The sequence below is a fragment of the Klebsiella sp. NPDC088457 genome, from assembly GCF_044900465.1.
Lineage (GTDB): Bacteria > Pseudomonadota > Gammaproteobacteria > Enterobacterales > Enterobacteriaceae > Klebsiella.
The window spans coordinates 19,410-35,222 of record NZ_JBJDNH010000019.1 but is presented as its reverse complement, the minus strand read 5'-3'; the positions used below and the strand labels follow the sequence as shown (position 1 = coordinate 35,222).

Annotated in this window: 26 protein-coding genes; 24 read left to right on the top strand and 2 right to left on the bottom strand. The window is 52.0% G+C overall.

Translation table 11 applies throughout. The annotated features are described in order from the left end of the window. Positions 1-9: 9 nt before the first annotated feature. Complete coding sequence (locus ACI2JR_RS13855; RefSeq protein ID WP_013364433.1) at positions 10-210, top strand: YheV family putative zinc ribbon protein; 201 nt, start codon at positions 10-12, stop codon at positions 208-210. A 94-nt stretch (positions 211-304) separates the two neighbouring features. Then, positions 305-889: a peptidylprolyl isomerase gene (gene slyD, locus ACI2JR_RS13850; protein WP_132731651.1), complete on the top strand. Its 585-nt coding sequence runs from the start codon at positions 305-307 to the stop codon at positions 887-889. Positions 890-1,081: 192 nt separating this feature from the next. Here the strand turns inward: slyD and ACI2JR_RS13845 are convergent, their stop codons facing one another. After that, on the bottom strand, positions 1,082-1,300 hold the full coding sequence (locus ACI2JR_RS13845; protein ID WP_462478782.1) for a protein SlyX: 219 nt from the start codon (positions 1,298-1,300) through the stop codon (positions 1,082-1,084). Positions 1,301-1,521: 221 nt separating this feature from the next. Here ACI2JR_RS13845 and fkpA point away from each other — a divergent pair, with 221 nt between their 5' ends. From fkpA to bfr, 11 genes are all read left to right on the top strand, one after another. Continuing rightward, positions 1,522-2,340, top strand: coding sequence for an FKBP-type peptidyl-prolyl cis-trans isomerase (gene fkpA, locus ACI2JR_RS13840; RefSeq protein ID WP_132731653.1), 819 nt, complete (start codon positions 1,522-1,524; stop codon positions 2,338-2,340). Positions 2,341-2,708: 368 nt separating this feature from the next. Continuing rightward, on the top strand, positions 2,709-3,431 hold the full coding sequence (locus ACI2JR_RS13835) for a helix-turn-helix transcriptional regulator (protein ID WP_004868391.1): 723 nt from the start codon (positions 2,709-2,711) through the stop codon (positions 3,429-3,431). Beyond that, positions 3,431-3,817 carry a sulfurtransferase complex subunit TusD gene (tusD, locus tag ACI2JR_RS13830; RefSeq protein ID WP_132731654.1) on the top strand — a complete coding sequence of 129 codons (387 nt, stop codon included), beginning with the start codon at positions 3,431-3,433 and terminating at the stop codon, positions 3,815-3,817. The genes ACI2JR_RS13835 and tusD overlap by 1 nt, the downstream gene beginning before the upstream one ends. After that, complete coding sequence (gene tusC / locus ACI2JR_RS13825; protein ID WP_132731655.1) at positions 3,817-4,176, top strand: sulfurtransferase complex subunit TusC; 360 nt, start codon at positions 3,817-3,819, stop codon at positions 4,174-4,176. The genes tusD and tusC overlap by 1 nt, the downstream gene beginning before the upstream one ends. A 7-nt stretch (positions 4,177-4,183) precedes the next feature. Next, positions 4,184-4,471: a sulfurtransferase complex subunit TusB gene (tusB, locus tag ACI2JR_RS13820; protein WP_132731656.1), complete on the top strand. Its 288-nt coding sequence runs from the start codon at positions 4,184-4,186 to the stop codon at positions 4,469-4,471. A gap of 124 nt (positions 4,472-4,595) precedes the next feature. Then, the gene (gene rpsL, locus ACI2JR_RS13815; protein ID WP_002920115.1) at positions 4,596-4,970 is read left to right on the top strand and encodes a 30S ribosomal protein S12; all 375 of its coding nucleotides are present in this window, start codon (positions 4,596-4,598) and stop codon (positions 4,968-4,970) included. Positions 4,971-5,065: 95 nt separating this feature from the next. Next, a complete protein-coding gene (rpsG, locus tag ACI2JR_RS13810) occupies positions 5,066-5,536 on the top strand; it encodes a 30S ribosomal protein S7 (RefSeq protein WP_004106370.1) in 471 nt (156 codons plus the stop codon). 96 nt (positions 5,537-5,632) lie between these two features. Then, positions 5,633-7,747: an elongation factor G gene (gene fusA, locus ACI2JR_RS13805; RefSeq protein ID WP_132731657.1), complete on the top strand. Its 2,115-nt coding sequence runs from the start codon at positions 5,633-5,635 to the stop codon at positions 7,745-7,747. A 70-nt stretch (positions 7,748-7,817) separates the two neighbouring features. Next, complete coding sequence (tuf, locus tag ACI2JR_RS13800) at positions 7,818-9,002, top strand: elongation factor Tu (RefSeq protein WP_132731658.1); 1,185 nt, start codon at positions 7,818-7,820, stop codon at positions 9,000-9,002. Between the two features lie 180 nt (positions 9,003-9,182). Next, on the top strand, positions 9,183-9,377 hold the full coding sequence (gene bfd, locus ACI2JR_RS13795) for a bacterioferritin-associated ferredoxin (RefSeq protein WP_132731659.1): 195 nt from the start codon (positions 9,183-9,185) through the stop codon (positions 9,375-9,377). A gap of 73 nt (positions 9,378-9,450) precedes the next feature. Beyond that, entirely contained in the window at positions 9,451-9,927 is a 477-nt protein-coding gene (bfr, locus tag ACI2JR_RS13790; protein ID WP_132731660.1) for a bacterioferritin, read from the top strand. On the opposite strand, the gene ACI2JR_RS13785 is transcribed toward bfr, so the two are convergent. Next, positions 9,911-10,378 carry a prepilin peptidase gene (locus ACI2JR_RS13785; RefSeq protein ID WP_132731661.1) on the bottom strand — a complete coding sequence of 156 codons (468 nt, stop codon included), beginning with the start codon at positions 10,376-10,378 and terminating at the stop codon, positions 9,911-9,913. The genes bfr and ACI2JR_RS13785 overlap by 17 nt on opposite strands. Positions 10,379-10,761: 383 nt before the next feature. Between ACI2JR_RS13785 and rpsJ the strand changes: the two genes are divergently transcribed. Genes rpsJ through rpsQ form a run of 11 tightly spaced genes read left to right on the top strand, consistent with a single transcriptional unit; the run spans position 10,762 to position 15,715 of the window. Beyond that, positions 10,762-11,073 (top strand): 30S ribosomal protein S10, encoded by a 312-nt coding sequence (gene rpsJ / locus ACI2JR_RS13780; protein WP_001181005.1) that lies wholly within the window; start codon positions 10,762-10,764, stop codon positions 11,071-11,073. Positions 11,074-11,105: 32 nt separating this feature from the next. Then, on the top strand, positions 11,106-11,735 hold the full coding sequence (rplC, locus tag ACI2JR_RS13775) for a 50S ribosomal protein L3 (protein ID WP_004868374.1): 630 nt from the start codon (positions 11,106-11,108) through the stop codon (positions 11,733-11,735). Positions 11,736-11,745: 10 nt separating this feature from the next. Continuing rightward, positions 11,746-12,351 carry a 50S ribosomal protein L4 gene (gene rplD / locus ACI2JR_RS13770; RefSeq protein WP_000424395.1) on the top strand — a complete coding sequence of 202 codons (606 nt, stop codon included), beginning with the start codon at positions 11,746-11,748 and terminating at the stop codon, positions 12,349-12,351. Continuing rightward, positions 12,348-12,650: a 50S ribosomal protein L23 gene (gene rplW / locus ACI2JR_RS13765; protein ID WP_004868363.1), complete on the top strand. Its 303-nt coding sequence runs from the start codon at positions 12,348-12,350 to the stop codon at positions 12,648-12,650. Before rplD ends, rplW begins: the two co-directional genes overlap by 4 nt. A gap of 17 nt (positions 12,651-12,667) precedes the next feature. Beyond that, the gene (rplB, locus tag ACI2JR_RS13760) at positions 12,668-13,489 is read left to right on the top strand and encodes a 50S ribosomal protein L2 (RefSeq protein WP_002919786.1); all 822 of its coding nucleotides are present in this window, start codon (positions 12,668-12,670) and stop codon (positions 13,487-13,489) included. A gap of 16 nt (positions 13,490-13,505) precedes the next feature. Beyond that, entirely contained in the window at positions 13,506-13,784 is a 279-nt protein-coding gene (gene rpsS, locus ACI2JR_RS13755; RefSeq protein ID WP_001138115.1) for a 30S ribosomal protein S19, read from the top strand. 14 nt (positions 13,785-13,798) lie between these two features. Continuing rightward, positions 13,799-14,131 (top strand): 50S ribosomal protein L22, encoded by a 333-nt coding sequence (gene rplV / locus ACI2JR_RS13750; RefSeq protein WP_002919773.1) that lies wholly within the window; start codon positions 13,799-13,801, stop codon positions 14,129-14,131. Between the two features lie 17 nt (positions 14,132-14,148). After that, positions 14,149-14,847, top strand: coding sequence for a 30S ribosomal protein S3 (gene rpsC, locus ACI2JR_RS13745; RefSeq protein ID WP_002919766.1), 699 nt, complete (start codon positions 14,149-14,151; stop codon positions 14,845-14,847). A gap of 12 nt (positions 14,848-14,859) precedes the next feature. Then, positions 14,860-15,270 (top strand): 50S ribosomal protein L16, encoded by a 411-nt coding sequence (gene rplP / locus ACI2JR_RS13740; RefSeq protein WP_002919759.1) that lies wholly within the window; start codon positions 14,860-14,862, stop codon positions 15,268-15,270. Next, on the top strand, positions 15,270-15,461 hold the full coding sequence (gene rpmC, locus ACI2JR_RS13735) for a 50S ribosomal protein L29 (protein ID WP_004868359.1): 192 nt from the start codon (positions 15,270-15,272) through the stop codon (positions 15,459-15,461). Before rplP ends, rpmC begins: the two co-directional genes overlap by 1 nt. Continuing rightward, the gene (gene rpsQ, locus ACI2JR_RS13730; protein ID WP_004868357.1) at positions 15,461-15,715 is read left to right on the top strand and encodes a 30S ribosomal protein S17; all 255 of its coding nucleotides are present in this window, start codon (positions 15,461-15,463) and stop codon (positions 15,713-15,715) included. Before rpmC ends, rpsQ begins: the two co-directional genes overlap by 1 nt. The last annotated feature ends 98 nt before the right edge of the window (positions 15,716-15,813 follow it).

Sequence of the window (15,813 nt, the reverse complement as noted above, 5' to 3'; positions counted from 1 at the left end):
CAAATGATTATGGCAGTGCGTAAACGTTTTATTGCCGGCGCAAAATGTCCGGCGTGCCAGGCGCAGGATTCACTGGCGATGTGGCGTGAGAATAATGTCGATATTGTTGAGTGTGTTAAGTGTGGCCACCAGATGCGCGAGGCGGATAAAGAGGCGCGCGAGCACGTACGCAAAGATGAGCAGGTGATTGGCATTTTTCATCCGGACTAGCGTTATCGGCCGCCTTTTTTTAAGCTAGAGGGTACACGGCTGCAGAATTCCGCTACAATCTGCGCCACTATTCTTCCCATGCTCAGGAGATATCATGAAAGTAGCAAAAGACCTGGTGGTCAGCCTGGCCTATCAGGTACGTACAGAAGACGGTGTGTTGGTTGATGAGTCTCCGGTAAGCGCGCCGCTGGACTACCTGCATGGTCACGGCTCCCTGATTTCCGGCCTGGAAAACGCGCTGGATGGTCATGAAGTGGGCGACAAATTTGACGTCGAAGTCGGCGCTAACGATGCGTACGGCCAGTACGACGAAAACCTGGTTCAGCGTGTTCCTAAAGACGTCTTCATGGGCGTTGATGAACTGCAGGTCGGTATGCGTTTCCTGGCGGAAACCGACCAGGGTCCGGTTCCGGTTGAAATCACCGAAGTTGATGACGACCACGTGGTGGTTGACGGTAACCACATGCTGGCTGGCCAGAACCTGAAGTTCAACGTTGAAGTGGTCGCAATTCGCGAAGCGACGGCGGAAGAGCTGGAGCACGGCCACGTCCACGGTGCCCACGGCCACGATCATGACCACGATCATGATGGTTGCTGCGGCGGTCACGGCCATGATCACGACCACGGTCACGAACATGGTAAAGGCGGTTGTGGTAACGGCGGCTGCGGCTGCCACTAATACCCGTCGTCTTTCAAGCCGCAGGCGCGTAGGCTTCGCTTTCAGCCGCCGGTGACATAGTTCGCTATGCTTGCGGGGATTGTTAAGCTGCCGCCTGCCTGTGACTCGAAATTTTTAGGGTATGCAATCCGGTAGAGGTAGCGCTGCCGGATATAAAAAAGCGGGGAAACCCGCTTTTTTTACGCCTCAATCTCAATAATGCGGAGGGGGCGTTTCTTCAGTCTGTGATGCGATGTGCGATGATTGGGTGGCTTTCAATTTTTCAACCATCAGTCGCATATGTTCCCGCATCTTCGCCATTTCGATCTCATGGGCGGTGACGGTCTTGTTGAGGTCTTCAATGGTGATTTCCTGAAACGCCAGCCGGCTTTCCAGCTCCGCCAGGCGACTCTCCAGTGTACTGTTGTGCATGAGTAACCTCTTCTGTCTTATCTCGCGGGCGGATTCTACTGAACTTTCACCATCCGTGCAGTAAGGTAACGTAAGACAGGAAACTAATTTATACAAAAATAGTCTGAAAAGTGGCGATATTCAGGAAGGTCCGTATGTAGATTTGTCCTGCAACGTTCTATAGTACGTTTTTTGCTTTTTAAGATAACCTGGGGTGAGATGCCCCGGCCCTGGAGAAATGGATGAAATCACTGTTTAAAGTAACGCTGCTGGCGACCACGATGGCTGTCGCCCTGAATGCACCGCTGACCTTTGCGGCTGATACTGCTGCGAAGACGGCCCCTGCAACGGATAGCAAAGCGGCATTTAAAAATGACGATCAAAAATCCGCTTATGCGCTAGGTGCATCCCTGGGACGTTACATGGAAAACTCCCTGACTGAACAAGAAAAACTGGGCATCAAGCTGGATAAAGATCAGCTGATCGCGGGCGTACAGGACGCTTTTGCTAATAAGAGCAAGCTGTCCGACCAGGAGATCGAACAGACTCTGCAAACCTTCGAGACTCGCGTAAAAACCGCTGCCCAGCAGAAAATGGAAAAAGACGCTTCTGAGAACGATGCTAAAGGCAAAGCCTATCGCGACACCTTCGCGAAACAGAAGGGCGTGAAAACGTCTAAATCCGGCCTGCTGTACAAAGTTGAGAAAGAAGGTACCGGCGATGCGCCGAAAGACAGCGATACGGTGGTCGTGAACTACAAAGGTACGCTGATTGACGGTAAAGAGTTCGACAACTCCTACACCCGTGGCGAGCCGCTCTCCTTCCGTCTGGATGGCGTGATCCCAGGCTGGACCGAAGGCCTGAAAAATATCAAGAAAGGCGGGAAAATCCAGCTGGTGATTCCGCCGGATCTGGCTTACGGCAAAACCGGCGTACCGGGTATTCCGGCTAACTCCACGCTGGTCTTCGACGTAGAACTGCTGGATATCAAACCGGCACCGAAAGCCGATGCCAAGCCGGAAGCCGCCGCTGAAGCACAAGGCGCAGACGCTAAGAAGTAATCTGGTTTAAGCCGCCGCCCTTACAGGCGGCGGCTTTTTTATTTGGGGCAGATATAATTAAAACTGGAAAGTGCCTCAAGCGCTGTATTACTTTAGATAGCTTAATCTTAATAATGATGATGAGCCTGCCCTGACAAGCTACACTTCATCCTTCAAGCTGCCCCTACGTTGGCTGCATCCGCTTATTCCGGCAACCCACTGGAATCAGCCCTGGGAATGGATAAGAGATAACCTTGTCTCTTACCGCAACCAGCCGCCGGCTGGTCAAATTCGTTATTGACGAATTTGTCTCAGACTTGCCGCCTCAACGCACCTTGAACGGTTTGGTGTAAAAAATGACAGGCTCCTGAAAAGGAGTGCTTTTTTTCATGTCCAGGTCGCTTTTAACCAACGAAACCAGTGAGCTTGACCTGCTGGATCAACGTCCTTTCGACCAGACCGACTTCGATATCCTAAAATCCTATGAAGCGGTGGTGGACGGGTTAGCGATGCTCATTGGTTCCCATTGTGAGATCGTGTTGCATTCTTTACAGGATCTGAAATGCTCCGCTATCCGCATCGCCAACGGTGAACATACCGGTCGTCAAATCGGCTCGCCTATCACCGATCTCGCACTGCGTATGCTGCATGATATGACGGGCGCCGATAGCAGCGTGTCCAAATGCTACTTTACGCGCGCCAAAAGCGGCGTCCTGATGAAGTCTGTGACGATCGCGATTCGCAACCGCGAACATCGGGTGATCGGCCTGCTGTGCATCAACATGAATCTTGATGTCCCGTTCTCCCAGATAATGAGCACCTTTATTCCGCCGGAAACGCCGGAGGTGAACTCTCAGGTCAACTTTGCCTCGTCTGTCGACGACCTGGTCGCACAAACGCTGGAATTCACGATTGAAGAGGTGAATGCCGATCGCAACGTGTCCAATAATGCTAAAAATCGTCAGATTGTGCTGAACCTCTACGAGAAAGGGATCTTTGATATCAAAGACGCCATCAACCAGGTTGCCGATCGGCTGAATATCTCCAAACACACGGTGTACCTCTATATCCGCCAGTTCAAGAGCGGCGATTTCCAGGGGCTCGATAAGTAATGCGTTTTGCCATCACGGTGACGGGGCCGGCCTACGGTACGCAGCAGGCCAGCAGCGCCTGGCAGTTTGCCCAGGCGGTTGTCCAGGAGGGGCACGAGTTAAGCTGCGTGTTCTTCTATCGCGAAGGCGTCTACAACGCCAACCAGCTGACGGCGCCAGCCAGCGATGAGTTCGACCTGGTACGCGCCTGGCAGCGGCTGCATGACGAGCATGCGGTTGCGTTGCACATCTGCGTGGCGGCAGCGTTGCGCCGCGGGGTGACCGATGAGCGGGAAGCCAGGCAACTGGGCTTAGCGGGTCATAACCTGCAACCTGGATTCACGCTGAGCGGCCTGGGCGCGCTGGCTGAAGCCTCGTTAACCTGCGATCGGATGGTGCAGTTCTGATGAAACGCGTAGCCTTTGTTTTTACTTCCGCCCCTCACGGGAGCGCCGCGGGTAGGGAAGGTCTGGATGCGCTGCTGGCAACCTCAGCTCTGACCGATGAGCTCGGCGTTTTCTTTGTCGGCGATGGGGTATTTCAGATTCTGGCGGGGCAGCAACCATCGACGGTGCTTGCGCGCGACTATATCGCCACCTTTAAGCTTCTGCCGCTGTATGATATTGAACAGTGCTGGATGTGCGCCGCTTCGGCCCGTGAACGCGGCCTGAGCCCTTCCGCCGCCCTGGTGGTTGATGCCGCGTGGCTGGAACCCGAAGCGCTGCGCGCCCGACTCGATGATTTCAATGTGATCTTGCGTTTCTGAGGCCTGAATGCTCCACACTCTCAGCACTTCCCCGTGGCATACCGATCTGCGCGCAATGCTGCGCCTGGTCAAGGATGGTGACGATCTTCTGCTGCTTTCCGATGGCGTCATCGCGGCTATCGCCGGTGGACAGTTCCTTGAAATCCTGCAGTCTGCCCCCATAACCATTCATGCTCTGCAGGACGATATCAATGCCCGCGGGCTGGCTGGTCAAATTGCGGACAGTGTCGTCAGGGTTGGCTATACTGATTTCGTCAGACTATCGGTCAAACATCCAGGTCAGTTGTCCTGGTAATGGCGGGATCGTTGTATATTTCTTGACACCTTTTCGGCACCGCCCTAAAATTCTGCGTCCTCATATTACATGAGGCGATTTATTACGTGTTTACGAAGCAAAAGCTAAAACCAGGAGCTATTTAATGGCAACAATTAACCAGCTGGTACGCAAACCACGCGCACGCAAAGTTGCAAAGAGCAACGTGCCTGCACTGGAAGCCTGCCCGCAGAAACGTGGCGTATGTACTCGCGTATATACTACCACTCCTAAAAAACCGAACTCCGCACTGCGTAAAGTTTGCCGTGTTCGTCTGACTAACGGTTTCGAAGTCACCTCCTACATCGGTGGTGAAGGTCACAACCTGCAGGAACACTCCGTGATCCTGATCCGTGGCGGTCGTGTAAAAGACCTTCCGGGTGTTCGTTACCACACCGTTCGTGGTGCGCTTGACTGCTCCGGCGTTAAAGACCGTAAGCAAGCTCGCTCCAAGTATGGCGTGAAGCGTCCTAAGGCTTAATGGTTCTCCGTTAAGTAAGGCCAAACGTTTTAAATTAATGTCAAACTAAACTCTTTGAGTTTTGGACAATCCTGAATTAACAACGGAGTATTTCCATGCCACGTCGTCGCGTCATTGGTCAGCGTAAAATCCTTCCAGATCCTAAGTTCGGATCAGAACTGCTGGCAAAATTCGTCAATATCCTGATGGTAGATGGTAAAAAATCTACTGCAGAAGCAATCGTATACAGCGCGCTGGAGACCCTGGCTCAGCGCTCTGGTAAAAATGAACTGGAAGCTTTCGAAGTCGCTCTGGACAACGTTCGTCCGACCGTCGAAGTTAAGTCCCGCCGCGTAGGTGGTTCTACTTACCAGGTTCCAGTTGAAGTCCGTCCGGTTCGTCGTAATGCCCTGGCAATGCGTTGGATCGTAGAAGCTGCTCGTAAACGTGGTGATAAATCCATGGCTCTGCGTCTGGCGAACGAACTTTCTGATGCTGCAGACAACAAAGGTACTGCAGTTAAGAAACGTGAAGACGTTCACCGCATGGCAGAAGCCAACAAGGCGTTCGCACACTACCGTTGGTAATCCCTTCGGAGTCATAGTCACCAGGCGGGCGCTTCAGGTAAGTCGCCCGTGCTGGATAACTTAACTGAACGCCTAAAGAAACAAACGAGGAATCAAATGGCTCGTACAACACCCATCGCACGCTACCGTAACATCGGTATCAGTGCGCACATCGACGCCGGTAAAACCACTACTACCGAACGTATTCTGTTCTACACCGGTGTAAACCACAAAATCGGTGAAGTTCATGACGGCGCAGCAACCATGGACTGGATGGAGCAGGAGCAGGAGCGTGGTATTACCATCACCTCCGCAGCGACTACTGCATTCTGGTCTGGTATGGCTAAGCAGTATGAACCGCATCGCGTTAACATCATCGACACCCCGGGGCACGTTGACTTCACTATCGAAGTAGAACGTTCCATGCGTGTTCTTGATGGTGCAGTAATGGTTTACTGCGCAGTTGGTGGTGTTCAGCCGCAGTCTGAAACCGTATGGCGTCAGGCAAACAAATATAAAGTTCCGCGCATTGCGTTCGTTAACAAAATGGACCGCATGGGTGCGAACTTCCTGAAAGTTGTTGGTCAGATCAAAACCCGTCTGGGCGCGAACCCGGTTCCGCTGCAGCTGGCAATTGGTGCTGAAGAAGGTTTCACCGGTGTTGTTGACCTGGTGAAAATGAAAGCCATCAACTGGAACGAAGAAGACGCAGGCGTCACCTTCACTTATGAAGATATCCCGGCAGACATGCAGGAACTGGCTGAAGAATGGCACCAGAACCTGATCGAGTCCGCTGCAGAAGCTTCTGAAGAGCTGATGGAGAAATACCTGGGTGGTGAAGAACTGACTGAAGAAGAGATCAAGAAAGCTCTGCGTCAGCGCGTTCTGAACAATGAAATCATCCTGGTAACCTGTGGTTCTGCGTTCAAGAACAAAGGTGTGCAGGCGATGCTGGATGCGGTAATTGATTACCTGCCATCCCCGGTTGATGTTCCTGCGATCAACGGTATTCTGGACGACGGTAAAGACACGCCGGCCGAACGTCACGCTAGCGATGAAGAGCCGTTTGCTGCTCTGGCATTTAAAATTGCTACCGACCCGTTCGTGGGTAACCTGACCTTCTTCCGTGTGTACTCCGGTGTGGTTAACTCTGGTGATACCATCCTGAACTCCGTGAAATCTGCACGTGAGCGTTTCGGTCGTATCGTTCAGATGCACGCTAACAAACGTGAAGAGATCAAAGAAGTTCGCGCGGGCGACATCGCTGCAGCTATCGGTCTGAAAGACGTCACTACTGGTGATACCCTGTGTAACCCAGATGCGCCGATCATTCTGGAGCGTATGGAATTCCCTGAGCCGGTAATCTCCATCGCCGTTGAACCGAAAACCAAAGCTGACCAGGAAAAAATGGGTCTGGCTCTGGGCCGTCTGGCTAAAGAAGACCCGTCTTTCCGCGTATGGACTGACGAAGAATCTAACCAGACTATTATCGCCGGTATGGGTGAGCTGCACCTCGACATCATCGTTGACCGTATGAAGCGTGAATTCAACGTTGAAGCGAACGTCGGTAAACCTCAGGTTGCTTACCGCGAAGCGATTCGCGCGAAAGTTACCGATATCGAAGGTAAACACGCCAAGCAGTCTGGTGGTCGCGGTCAGTATGGTCACGTTGTGATCGACATGTACCCACTGGAGCCGGGCTCAAATCCGAAAGGTTACGAGTTCATCAACGACATCAAAGGTGGTGTAATTCCTGGCGAATACATCCCGGCCGTTGATAAAGGTATCCAGGAACAGCTGAAAGCTGGTCCGCTGGCGGGTTACCCGGTAGTTGACCTCGGTGTGCGTCTGCACTTCGGTTCTTACCACGACGTTGACTCCTCTGAACTGGCGTTTAAACTGGCCGCTTCTATTGCCTTCAAAGATGGCTTTAAGAAAGCGAAACCAGTTCTGCTTGAGCCGATCATGAAGGTTGAAGTAGAAACTCCGGAAGAGAACACTGGTGACGTCATCGGTGACCTTAGCCGTCGTCGTGGTATGCTGCGTGGTCAAGAATCCAACGTGACTGGCGTTGTGATTCACGCTGAAGTTCCGCTGTCTGAAATGTTCGGATATGCAACTCAGCTGCGTTCTCTGACCAAAGGTCGTGCTTCTTACTCCATGGAGTTCCTGAAGTATGATGACGCGCCGAACAACGTTGCTCAGGCCGTAATTGAAGCCCGTGGTAAATAAGCCGTAGGGTTAAAACCAAAATCCCGTGCTCTCTCCTGATGGGGAGAGCGCTATAGTAAGGAATATAGCCGTGTCTAAAGAAAAATTTGAACGTACAAAACCGCACGTCAACGTCGGTACTATCGGCCACGTTGACCATGGTAAAACTACTCTGACCGCTGCAATCACTACCGTTCTGGCTAAAACCTACGGTGGTTCTGCTCGCGCATTCGACCAGATCGATAACGCGCCGGAAGAAAAAGCTCGTGGTATCACCATCAACACTTCCCACGTTGAATATGACACCCCGACTCGCCACTACGCACACGTAGACTGCCCGGGCCACGCCGACTATGTTAAAAACATGATCACCGGTGCTGCTCAGATGGATGGCGCGATCCTGGTTGTTGCTGCGACTGACGGCCCGATGCCGCAGACCCGTGAGCACATCCTGCTGGGTCGTCAGGTAGGCGTTCCGTACATCATCGTGTTCCTGAACAAATGCGACATGGTTGATGACGAAGAGCTGCTGGAACTGGTTGAGATGGAAGTTCGTGAACTGCTGTCTCAGTACGATTTCCCGGGCGACGACACTCCGATCATCCGTGGTTCTGCTCTGAAAGCGCTGGAAGGCGACGCAGAGTGGGAAGCGAAAATCGTTGAACTGGCTGGCTTCCTGGATTCCTACATCCCGGAACCAGAGCGTGCGATTGACAAGCCGTTCCTGCTGCCGATCGAAGACGTATTCTCCATCTCCGGTCGTGGTACCGTTGTTACCGGTCGTGTAGAGCGCGGTATCATCAAAGTGGGTGAAGAAGTTGAAATCGTTGGTATCAAAGAGACTGCTAAGTCTACCTGTACCGGCGTTGAAATGTTCCGCAAACTGCTGGACGAAGGCCGTGCGGGTGAGAACGTTGGTGTTCTGCTGCGTGGTATCAAACGTGAAGAAATCGAACGTGGTCAGGTACTGGCTAAGCCGGGTTCCATCAAGCCGCACACCAAATTCGAATCTGAAGTTTATATCCTGTCCAAAGACGAAGGCGGCCGTCATACTCCGTTCTTCAAAGGCTACCGTCCGCAGTTCTACTTCCGTACAACTGACGTGACTGGCACCATCGAACTGCCGGAAGGCGTAGAGATGGTCATGCCGGGCGACAACATCAAAATGGTTGTTACCCTGATTCACCCGATCGCGATGGACGATGGTCTGCGTTTCGCAATCCGTGAAGGCGGCCGTACCGTTGGCGCGGGCGTTGTTGCTAAAGTTCTGAGCTAATCCGTTAGTTCTGAATTAAAAAGGGCGCTCAGGCGCCCTTTTTGCTGTCTGCAATTTGGTATTGATCAGCACTGCGTTAATACTATAAAAGTGCTCAGCTACGAATATTTAATAAACCGACTATTGTAATCATAACTATTCTCATTTACACTTTTGAGCATAAATTGAACGGGAGTCGGTATGTACGTTTGTTTGTGTAATGGTGTAAACGATAAAAAAATTCGTCAGGCCGTACGTCAATTTCATCCTCAATCTTTTCAGCAATTGCGAAAGTTCATTCCTGTTGGAAATCAATGCGGTAAGTGCGTCCGTGTCGCCCGCGAGATTATGGAAGATGAATTAACCCGCATGCCGGAATACCAGGAGATCGCCTAAGCGCTCAGGCTTTTCTTTGACATCTATATAGCCCGAACTACGCTTCAATAAGTGGAAGCGGAGGGACTATATAATGAAAGGTGATGTCAAAATCATAAGTTATCTCAATAAATTATTGGGAAATGAGCTTGTCGCGATAAATCAGTACTTTCTTCATGCCAGAATGTTCAAAAACTGGGGCCTGATGCGCCTCAACGATGTTGAATATCATGAGTCCATCGATGAAATGAAACACGCTGATAAATACATCGAGCGCATTTTATTTCTTGAAGGCATCCCCAACCTGCAGGATCTCGGAAGACTGGGCATCGGTGAAGATGTCGAAGAGATGTTGCAATCGGATCTGAGACTGGAACTGGAAGGCGCAAAAGATCTGCGCGAAGCTATCGCTTACGCCGACAGCGTCCACGACTATGTCAGCCGTGATATGCTCATTGAAATCCTCACTGACGAGGAAGGCCATATTGACTGGCTGGAGACCGAACTGGAGCTGATTGGTAAAATTGGGCTGCAAAACTATCTTCAGTCGCAGATCAAAGTGGCTGACTGACCAGCGTTTGCCACTCACACCAAAAACCCGCTGCAGCCAAAAAAGGGCCAAACGGCAGCGGGTTGCTCAATGACCTGCGGGTCCTGGCGAAAATAACCCTCAACACTATTACCCCGCCGGCCAGAAGCGTGGCCATCAGCACCAGCTGCGGCAGTACCCGCCAGCCATGCCATGCGCCGAGCGCCGCCAGTAATTTCACATCACCATAGCCTAACCCTTCATAGCCGCGGATCCCACGGTAGAGCCAGTAGAGGCATGCAAAAGCCAGATAGCCGCCAATAGCGCCCCAGGCGGCAAGCTCGAGGTGCGCCGGGTCGAGACAAAGATAATAAAGCAGCCCGCCCCAGAGCAGGGGACAGGTCAGGCGGTCGGGAAGTACCCCGTCGCGCAGATCGCACCAGCAGAGCGCCAATGATAATCCGCTGTAGAAAAGTAAGAAGGGGAGAGTCATATCTGTGGGGGCTCCTGGCGTGAGGTCGCATGTGCAGAGTGTGATGGAGAAAGGGGGGCGGCGGCAAAGAGCAGATCCCGCTATTGCGAGCGACCATCCACGGTGTTTACCTGTTTTCCATCAGCGACAGTCCCCGCTCGCCGGCGTACGCAAAAATGATTGCCGATTTTCTACGCAGCACTTGCTTCGGGTCTGAATTTGCGTATAATGCGCGGGCCTGTCAAAATTGGCAGGCCGGTTCGATATGAACCCTGGTAGTGCTTTTGGCTATCAAACAATGTTCCCAATTGGGGAACTATGTAAGAACGGTTACACTCTCCCATCAATCGTAATGGGTATGAGGAGTAACCATTTCGTCTATAAATAATTGGAGCTCTGGTCTCATGCAGAACCAAAGAATCCGTATCCGTCTTAAAGCGTTTGATCATCGTCTGATCGATCAATCAACCGCGGAAATCGTCGAGACTGCCAAGCGCACTGGTGCGCAGGTCCGTGGTCCGATCCCGCTGCCGACCCGCAAAGAGCGCTTTACCGTTCTGATTTCTCCGCACGTCAACAAAGATGCGCGCGATCAGTACGAAATCCGCACTCACAAGCGTCTGGTTGACATCGTTGAGCCAACTGAGAAAACCGTTGATGCTCTGATGCGTCTGGATCTGGCTGCCGGTGTAGACGTGCAGATCAGCCTGGGTTAATCAGGTCATCGAGCGATTGAGAGGTTGAAACAATGATTGGTTTAGTCGGTAAAAAAGTGGGCATGACCCGCATCTTCACTGAAGATGGCGTATCTATCCCAGTAACCGTAATCGAAGTTGAAGCAAACCGTGTTGCTCAGGTCAAAGACCTGGCTAACGATGGTTACCGCGCAATTCAGGTTACCACCGGTGCTAAAAAAGCTAACCGTGTAACCAAGCCGGAAGCTGGTCACTTCGCTAAAGCTGGCGTAGAAGCTGGCCGTGGTCTGTGGGAATTCCGTCTTGCTGACGGCGAAGAATTCACCGTAGGTCAGAGCATTAGCGTTGAACTGTTTGCTGACGTTAAAAAAGTTGACGTAACCGGTACCTCTAAAGGTAAAGGTTTTGCTGGTACCGTTAAGCGCTGGAACTTCCGTACCCAGGACGCGACTCACGGTAACTCCTTGTCTCACCGCGTTCCGGGTTCTATCGGTCAGAACCAGACTCCGGGCAAAGTGTTCAAAGGCAAGAAAATGGCAGGTCAGCTGGGTAATGAGCGTGTCACCGTTCAGAGCCTGGACGTAGTACGTGTTGACGCTGAGCGCAACCTGCTGCTGGTTAAAGGTGCTGTCCCGGGTGCAACCGGTAGCGACCTGATCGTTAAACCAGCTGTGAAGGCGTGAGGAGATAGCAATGGAATTAGTATTGAAAGACGCGCAGAGCGCGCTGACTGTTTCCGAAACTACCTTCGGTCGTGATTTCAACGAAGCGCTGGTACACCAGGTTGTTGTTGCTTATGCAGCTGGTGCTCGTCAGGGTACTCGTGCTCAGAAGACTCGTGCTGAAGTAACTGGTTCAGGCAAAAAGCCGTGGCGCCAGAAAGGTACCGGCCGTGCGCGTTCAGGTTCTATCAAGAGCCCGATCTGGCGTTCTGGTGGCGTAACCTTCGCTGCGCGTCCGCAGGACCACAGTCAAAAAGTTAACAAAAAGATGTACCGCGGCGCGCTGAAAAGCATTCTGTCCGAACTGGTACGTCAGGATCGTCTGATCGTTGTCGAGAAGTTCTCTGTTGAAGCGCCTAAAACTAAGCTGCTGGCACAGAAACTGAAAGACATGGCTCTGGAAGATGTGCTGATCATCACCGGTGAGCTGGACGAAAACCTGTTCCTGGCTGCGCGCAACCTGCACAAGGTTGACGTACGCGATGCAACTGGTATCGACCCGGTTAGCCTGATCGCCTTCGACAAAGTCGTAATGACTGCTGATGCTGTTAAGCAAGTTGAGGAGATGCTGGCATGATTCGTGAAGAACGTCTGCTGAAGGTGCTGCGCGCACCGCACGTTTCTGAAAAAGCGTCTGCTGCGATGGAAAAAACAAACACCATCGTTCTCAAAGTTGCTAAAGACGCGACCAAAGCAGAAATCAAAGCTGCTGTGCAGAAACTGTTTGAAGTCGAAGTCGAAGTCGTTAACACCCTGGTCGTTAAAGGGAAAGTTAAACGTCACGGACAGCGTATCGGTCGTCGTAGCGACTGGAAAAAAGCTTACGTCACCCTGAAAGAAGGCCAGAATCTGGACTTCGTTGGCGGCGCTGAGTAAGTCGGAGGAGTAATACAATGGCAGTTGTTAAATGTAAACCGACATCTCCGGGTCGTCGCCACGTTGTTAAAGTGGTTAACCCTGAGCTGCACAAGGGCAAACCTTTTGCTCCGTTGCTGGAAAAAAACAGCAAATCCGGTGGTCGTAACAACAATGGCCGTATCACCACCCGTCATATCGGTGGTGGCCACAAGCAGGCTTACCGTATTGTTGACTTCAAACGCAACAAAGATGGTATCCCGGCAGTTGTTGAGCGTCTTGAGTACGATCCGAACCGTTCCGCGAACATCGCGCTGGTTCTGTACAAAGATGGCGAGCGCCGTTACATCCTGGCCCCTAAAGGCCTGAAAGCTGGCGACCAGATTCAGTCTGGCGTTGATGCTGCAATCAAAGCAGGCAACACCCTGCCGATGCGCAATATCCCGGTTGGTTCTACCGTTCACAACGTAGAAATGAAACCAGGTAAAGGCGGTCAGCTGGCTCGTTCCGCTGGTACTTACGTTCAGATCGTTGCTCGCGACGGTGCTTATGTCACCCTGCGTCTGCGTTCTGGTGAAATGCGTAAAGTCGAAGCAGACTGCCGCGCTACTCTGGGCGAAGTTGGCAATGCTGAGCATATGCTGCGCGTACTGGGTAAAGCAGGTGCTGCACGCTGGCGTGGTGTTCGTCCTACCGTTCGCGGTACTGCGATGAACCCAGTCGACCACCCACATGGTGGTGGTGAAGGTCGTAACTTTGGTAAGCACCCGGTATCCCCGTGGGGCCTGCAGACCAAAGGTAAGAAGACCCGCAGCAACAAGCGTACTGATAAATTCATCGTACGTCGCCGTAGCAAATAATTTTAGAGGATAAGCCATGCCACGTTCTCTCAAGAAAGGTCCTTTTATTGACCTGCACTTGCTGAAGAAGGTAGAGAAAGCGGTGGAAAGCGGAGACAAGAAGCCCCTGCGCACTTGGTCCCGTCGTTCAACGATCTTTCCTAACATGATCGGTTTGACCATCGCTGTCCATAATGGTCGTCAGCACGTTCCAGTTTTTGTTTCCGACGAAATGGTTGGTCACAAACTGGGTGAATTCGCACCGACTCGTACTTATCGCGGCCACGCTGCTGATAAAAAAGCGAAGAAGAAATAAGGTAGGAGGAAGAGATGGAAACTTTAGCTCAACATCGCCATGCTCGTTCTTCTGCTCAGAAGGTTCGCCTTGTCGCTGACCTGATTCGCGGTAAGAAAGTGTCGCAGGCCCTGGATATTCTGACCTACACCAACAAGAAAGCTGCTGTACTGGTCAAGAAGGTACTGGAATCTGCCATTGCTAACGCTGAACACAACGATGGCGCTGACATTGACGATCTGAAAGTTGCGAAAATTTTCGTAGACGAAGGCCCGAGCATGAAGCGCATTATGCCGCGTGCGAAAGGTCGTGCAGATCGCATCCTGAAGCGCACCAGCCACATCACTGTGGTTGTGTCCGATCGCTGAGACTCTGGAGACTAGCAATGGGTCAGAAAGTACATCCTAATGGTATTCGCCTGGGTATTGTCAAACCATGGAACTCTACCTGGTTCGCGAACACCAAAGAATTCGCTGACAACCTGGACAGCGATTTTAAAGTACGTCAGTTCCTGACTAAAGAACTGGCTAAAGCGTCCGTATCTCGTATCGTTATCGAGCGTCCGGCTAAGAGCATCCGTGTGACCATTCACACTGCTCGCCCGGGCATCGTTATCGGTAAGAAAGGTGAAGACGTAGAAAAACTGCGCAAGGTCGTCGCGGATATCGCTGGCGTTCCTGCACAGATCAATATCGCCGAAGTTCGTAAGCCAGAACTGGACGCTAAATTGGTTGCTGACAGCATCACTTCTCAGCTGGAACGTCGCGTTATGTTCCGTCGTGCGATGAAGCGTGCTGTACAGAACGCAATGCGTCTGGGCGCTAAAGGTATTAAAGTTGAAGTTAGCGGCCGTCTGGGCGGCGCGGAAATCGCACGTACCGAATGGTACCGTGAAGGTCGCGTACCGCTGCACACTCTGCGTGCTGACATCGACTACAACACCTCTGAAGCGCACACCACTTACGGTGTAATCGGCGTTAAGGTATGGATCTTCAAAGGCGAGATCCTGGGTGGTATGGCTGCTGTTGAACAACCGGAACCGGCTGCTCAACCTAAAAAGCAGCAGCGTAAAGGCCGTAAATAAGGAGCGTCGCTGATGTTACAACCAAAGCGTACAAAATTCCGTAAAGTGCACAAAGGCCGCAACCGTGGTCTGGCGCAGGGTACGGATGTTAGCTTCGGCACTTTCGGTCTGAAAGCTGTTGGCCGTGGTCGTCTGACTGCACGTCAGATCGAAGCAGCACGTCGTGCTATGACCCGTGCAGTTAAGCGTCAAGGTAAGATCTGGATCCGTGTATTCCCGGACAAACCGATCACCGAGAAGCCGCTGGAAGTTCGTATGGGTAAAGGTAAAGGTAACGTGGAGTACTGGGTTGCCTTGATTCAGCCGGGTAAAGTCCTTTATGAAATGGACGGCGTACCGGAAGAGCTGGCCCGTGAAGCCTTCGGCCTGGCAGCAGCGAAACTGCCTATCAAAACCACCTTTGTAACTAAGACGGTGATGTAATGAAAGCAAAAGAGCTGCGTGAAAAAAGCGTTGAAGAGCTGAACGCTGAGCTGCTGAACCTGCTGCGTGAGCAGTTCAACCTGCGTATGCAGGCTGCGAGTGGCCAGCTGCAACAGACTCATCTGCTGAAGCAAGTGCGTCGCGATGTTGCACGCGTTAAGACTTTACTGACTGAGAAGGCGGGTGCGTAATGACCGATAAAATCCGTACTCTGCAAGGTCGCGTAGTTAGCAATAAAATGGAGAAATCCATCGTTGTTGCTATCGAACGTTTTGTGAAACACCCGATCTACGGTAAATTCATCAAGCGTACGACCAAACTGCACGTACATGACGAGAACAACGAATGCGGTATCGGTGACGTGGTCGAAATCCACGAATGCCGTCCGCTGTCCAAGACTAAGTCCTGGACGCTGGTTCGCGTTGTAGAGAAAGCGGTTCTGTAATAGAGCCTGCATTCTCAACGAATAAACGGCTCAGCGATGAGCCGTTTATTTTTTCTACCCATATCCGATTTCCGGTGTTATAATGCCGCGCCCTCGAT

Excerpts from the sequence above, each read along its gene's own strand:
- rplD (WP_000424395.1), top strand. The coding sequence starts at position 11,746 with ATGGAATTAGTATTGAAAGACGCGCAGAGCGCGCTGACTGTTTCCGAA.
- rplC (WP_004868374.1), top strand. The coding sequence starts at position 11,106 with ATGATTGGTTTAGTCGGTAAAAAAGTGGGCATGACCCGCATCTTCACT.
- ACI2JR_RS13785 (WP_132731661.1), bottom strand. The coding sequence starts at position 10,378 with ATGACTCTCCCCTTCTTACTTTTCTACAGCGGATTATCATTGGCGCTC.
- rpsG (WP_004106370.1), top strand. The coding sequence starts at position 5,066 with ATGCCACGTCGTCGCGTCATTGGTCAGCGTAAAATCCTTCCAGATCCT.
- rpsC (WP_002919766.1), top strand. The coding sequence starts at position 14,149 with ATGGGTCAGAAAGTACATCCTAATGGTATTCGCCTGGGTATTGTCAAA.
- slyD (WP_132731651.1), top strand. The coding sequence starts at position 305 with ATGAAAGTAGCAAAAGACCTGGTGGTCAGCCTGGCCTATCAGGTACGT.
- rpsL (WP_002920115.1), top strand. The coding sequence starts at position 4,596 with ATGGCAACAATTAACCAGCTGGTACGCAAACCACGCGCACGCAAAGTT.
- rpsS (WP_001138115.1), top strand. The coding sequence starts at position 13,506 with ATGCCACGTTCTCTCAAGAAAGGTCCTTTTATTGACCTGCACTTGCTG.
- tusB (WP_132731656.1), top strand. The coding sequence starts at position 4,184 with ATGCTCCACACTCTCAGCACTTCCCCGTGGCATACCGATCTGCGCGCA.
- ACI2JR_RS13855 (WP_013364433.1), top strand. The coding sequence starts at position 10 with ATGGCAGTGCGTAAACGTTTTATTGCCGGCGCAAAATGTCCGGCGTGC.
- ACI2JR_RS13835 (WP_004868391.1), top strand. The coding sequence starts at position 2,709 with ATGTCCAGGTCGCTTTTAACCAACGAAACCAGTGAGCTTGACCTGCTG.
- rplB (WP_002919786.1), top strand. The coding sequence starts at position 12,668 with ATGGCAGTTGTTAAATGTAAACCGACATCTCCGGGTCGTCGCCACGTT.
- tusC (WP_132731655.1), top strand. The coding sequence starts at position 3,817 with ATGAAACGCGTAGCCTTTGTTTTTACTTCCGCCCCTCACGGGAGCGCC.
- rpsQ (WP_004868357.1), top strand. The coding sequence starts at position 15,461 with ATGACCGATAAAATCCGTACTCTGCAAGGTCGCGTAGTTAGCAATAAA.
- fusA (WP_132731657.1), top strand. The coding sequence starts at position 5,633 with ATGGCTCGTACAACACCCATCGCACGCTACCGTAACATCGGTATCAGT.
- rplV (WP_002919773.1), top strand. The coding sequence starts at position 13,799 with ATGGAAACTTTAGCTCAACATCGCCATGCTCGTTCTTCTGCTCAGAAG.
- rplP (WP_002919759.1), top strand. The coding sequence starts at position 14,860 with ATGTTACAACCAAAGCGTACAAAATTCCGTAAAGTGCACAAAGGCCGC.
- fkpA (WP_132731653.1), top strand. The coding sequence starts at position 1,522 with ATGAAATCACTGTTTAAAGTAACGCTGCTGGCGACCACGATGGCTGTC.
- rplW (WP_004868363.1), top strand. The coding sequence starts at position 12,348 with ATGATTCGTGAAGAACGTCTGCTGAAGGTGCTGCGCGCACCGCACGTT.
- bfd (WP_132731659.1), top strand. The coding sequence starts at position 9,183 with ATGTACGTTTGTTTGTGTAATGGTGTAAACGATAAAAAAATTCGTCAG.
- bfr (WP_132731660.1), top strand. The coding sequence starts at position 9,451 with ATGAAAGGTGATGTCAAAATCATAAGTTATCTCAATAAATTATTGGGA.
- rpsJ (WP_001181005.1), top strand. The coding sequence starts at position 10,762 with ATGCAGAACCAAAGAATCCGTATCCGTCTTAAAGCGTTTGATCATCGT.
- tusD (WP_132731654.1), top strand. The coding sequence starts at position 3,431 with ATGCGTTTTGCCATCACGGTGACGGGGCCGGCCTACGGTACGCAGCAG.
- rpmC (WP_004868359.1), top strand. The coding sequence starts at position 15,270 with ATGAAAGCAAAAGAGCTGCGTGAAAAAAGCGTTGAAGAGCTGAACGCT.
- ACI2JR_RS13845 (WP_462478782.1), bottom strand. The coding sequence starts at position 1,300 with ATGCACAACAGTACACTGGAGAGTCGCCTGGCGGAGCTGGAAAGCCGG.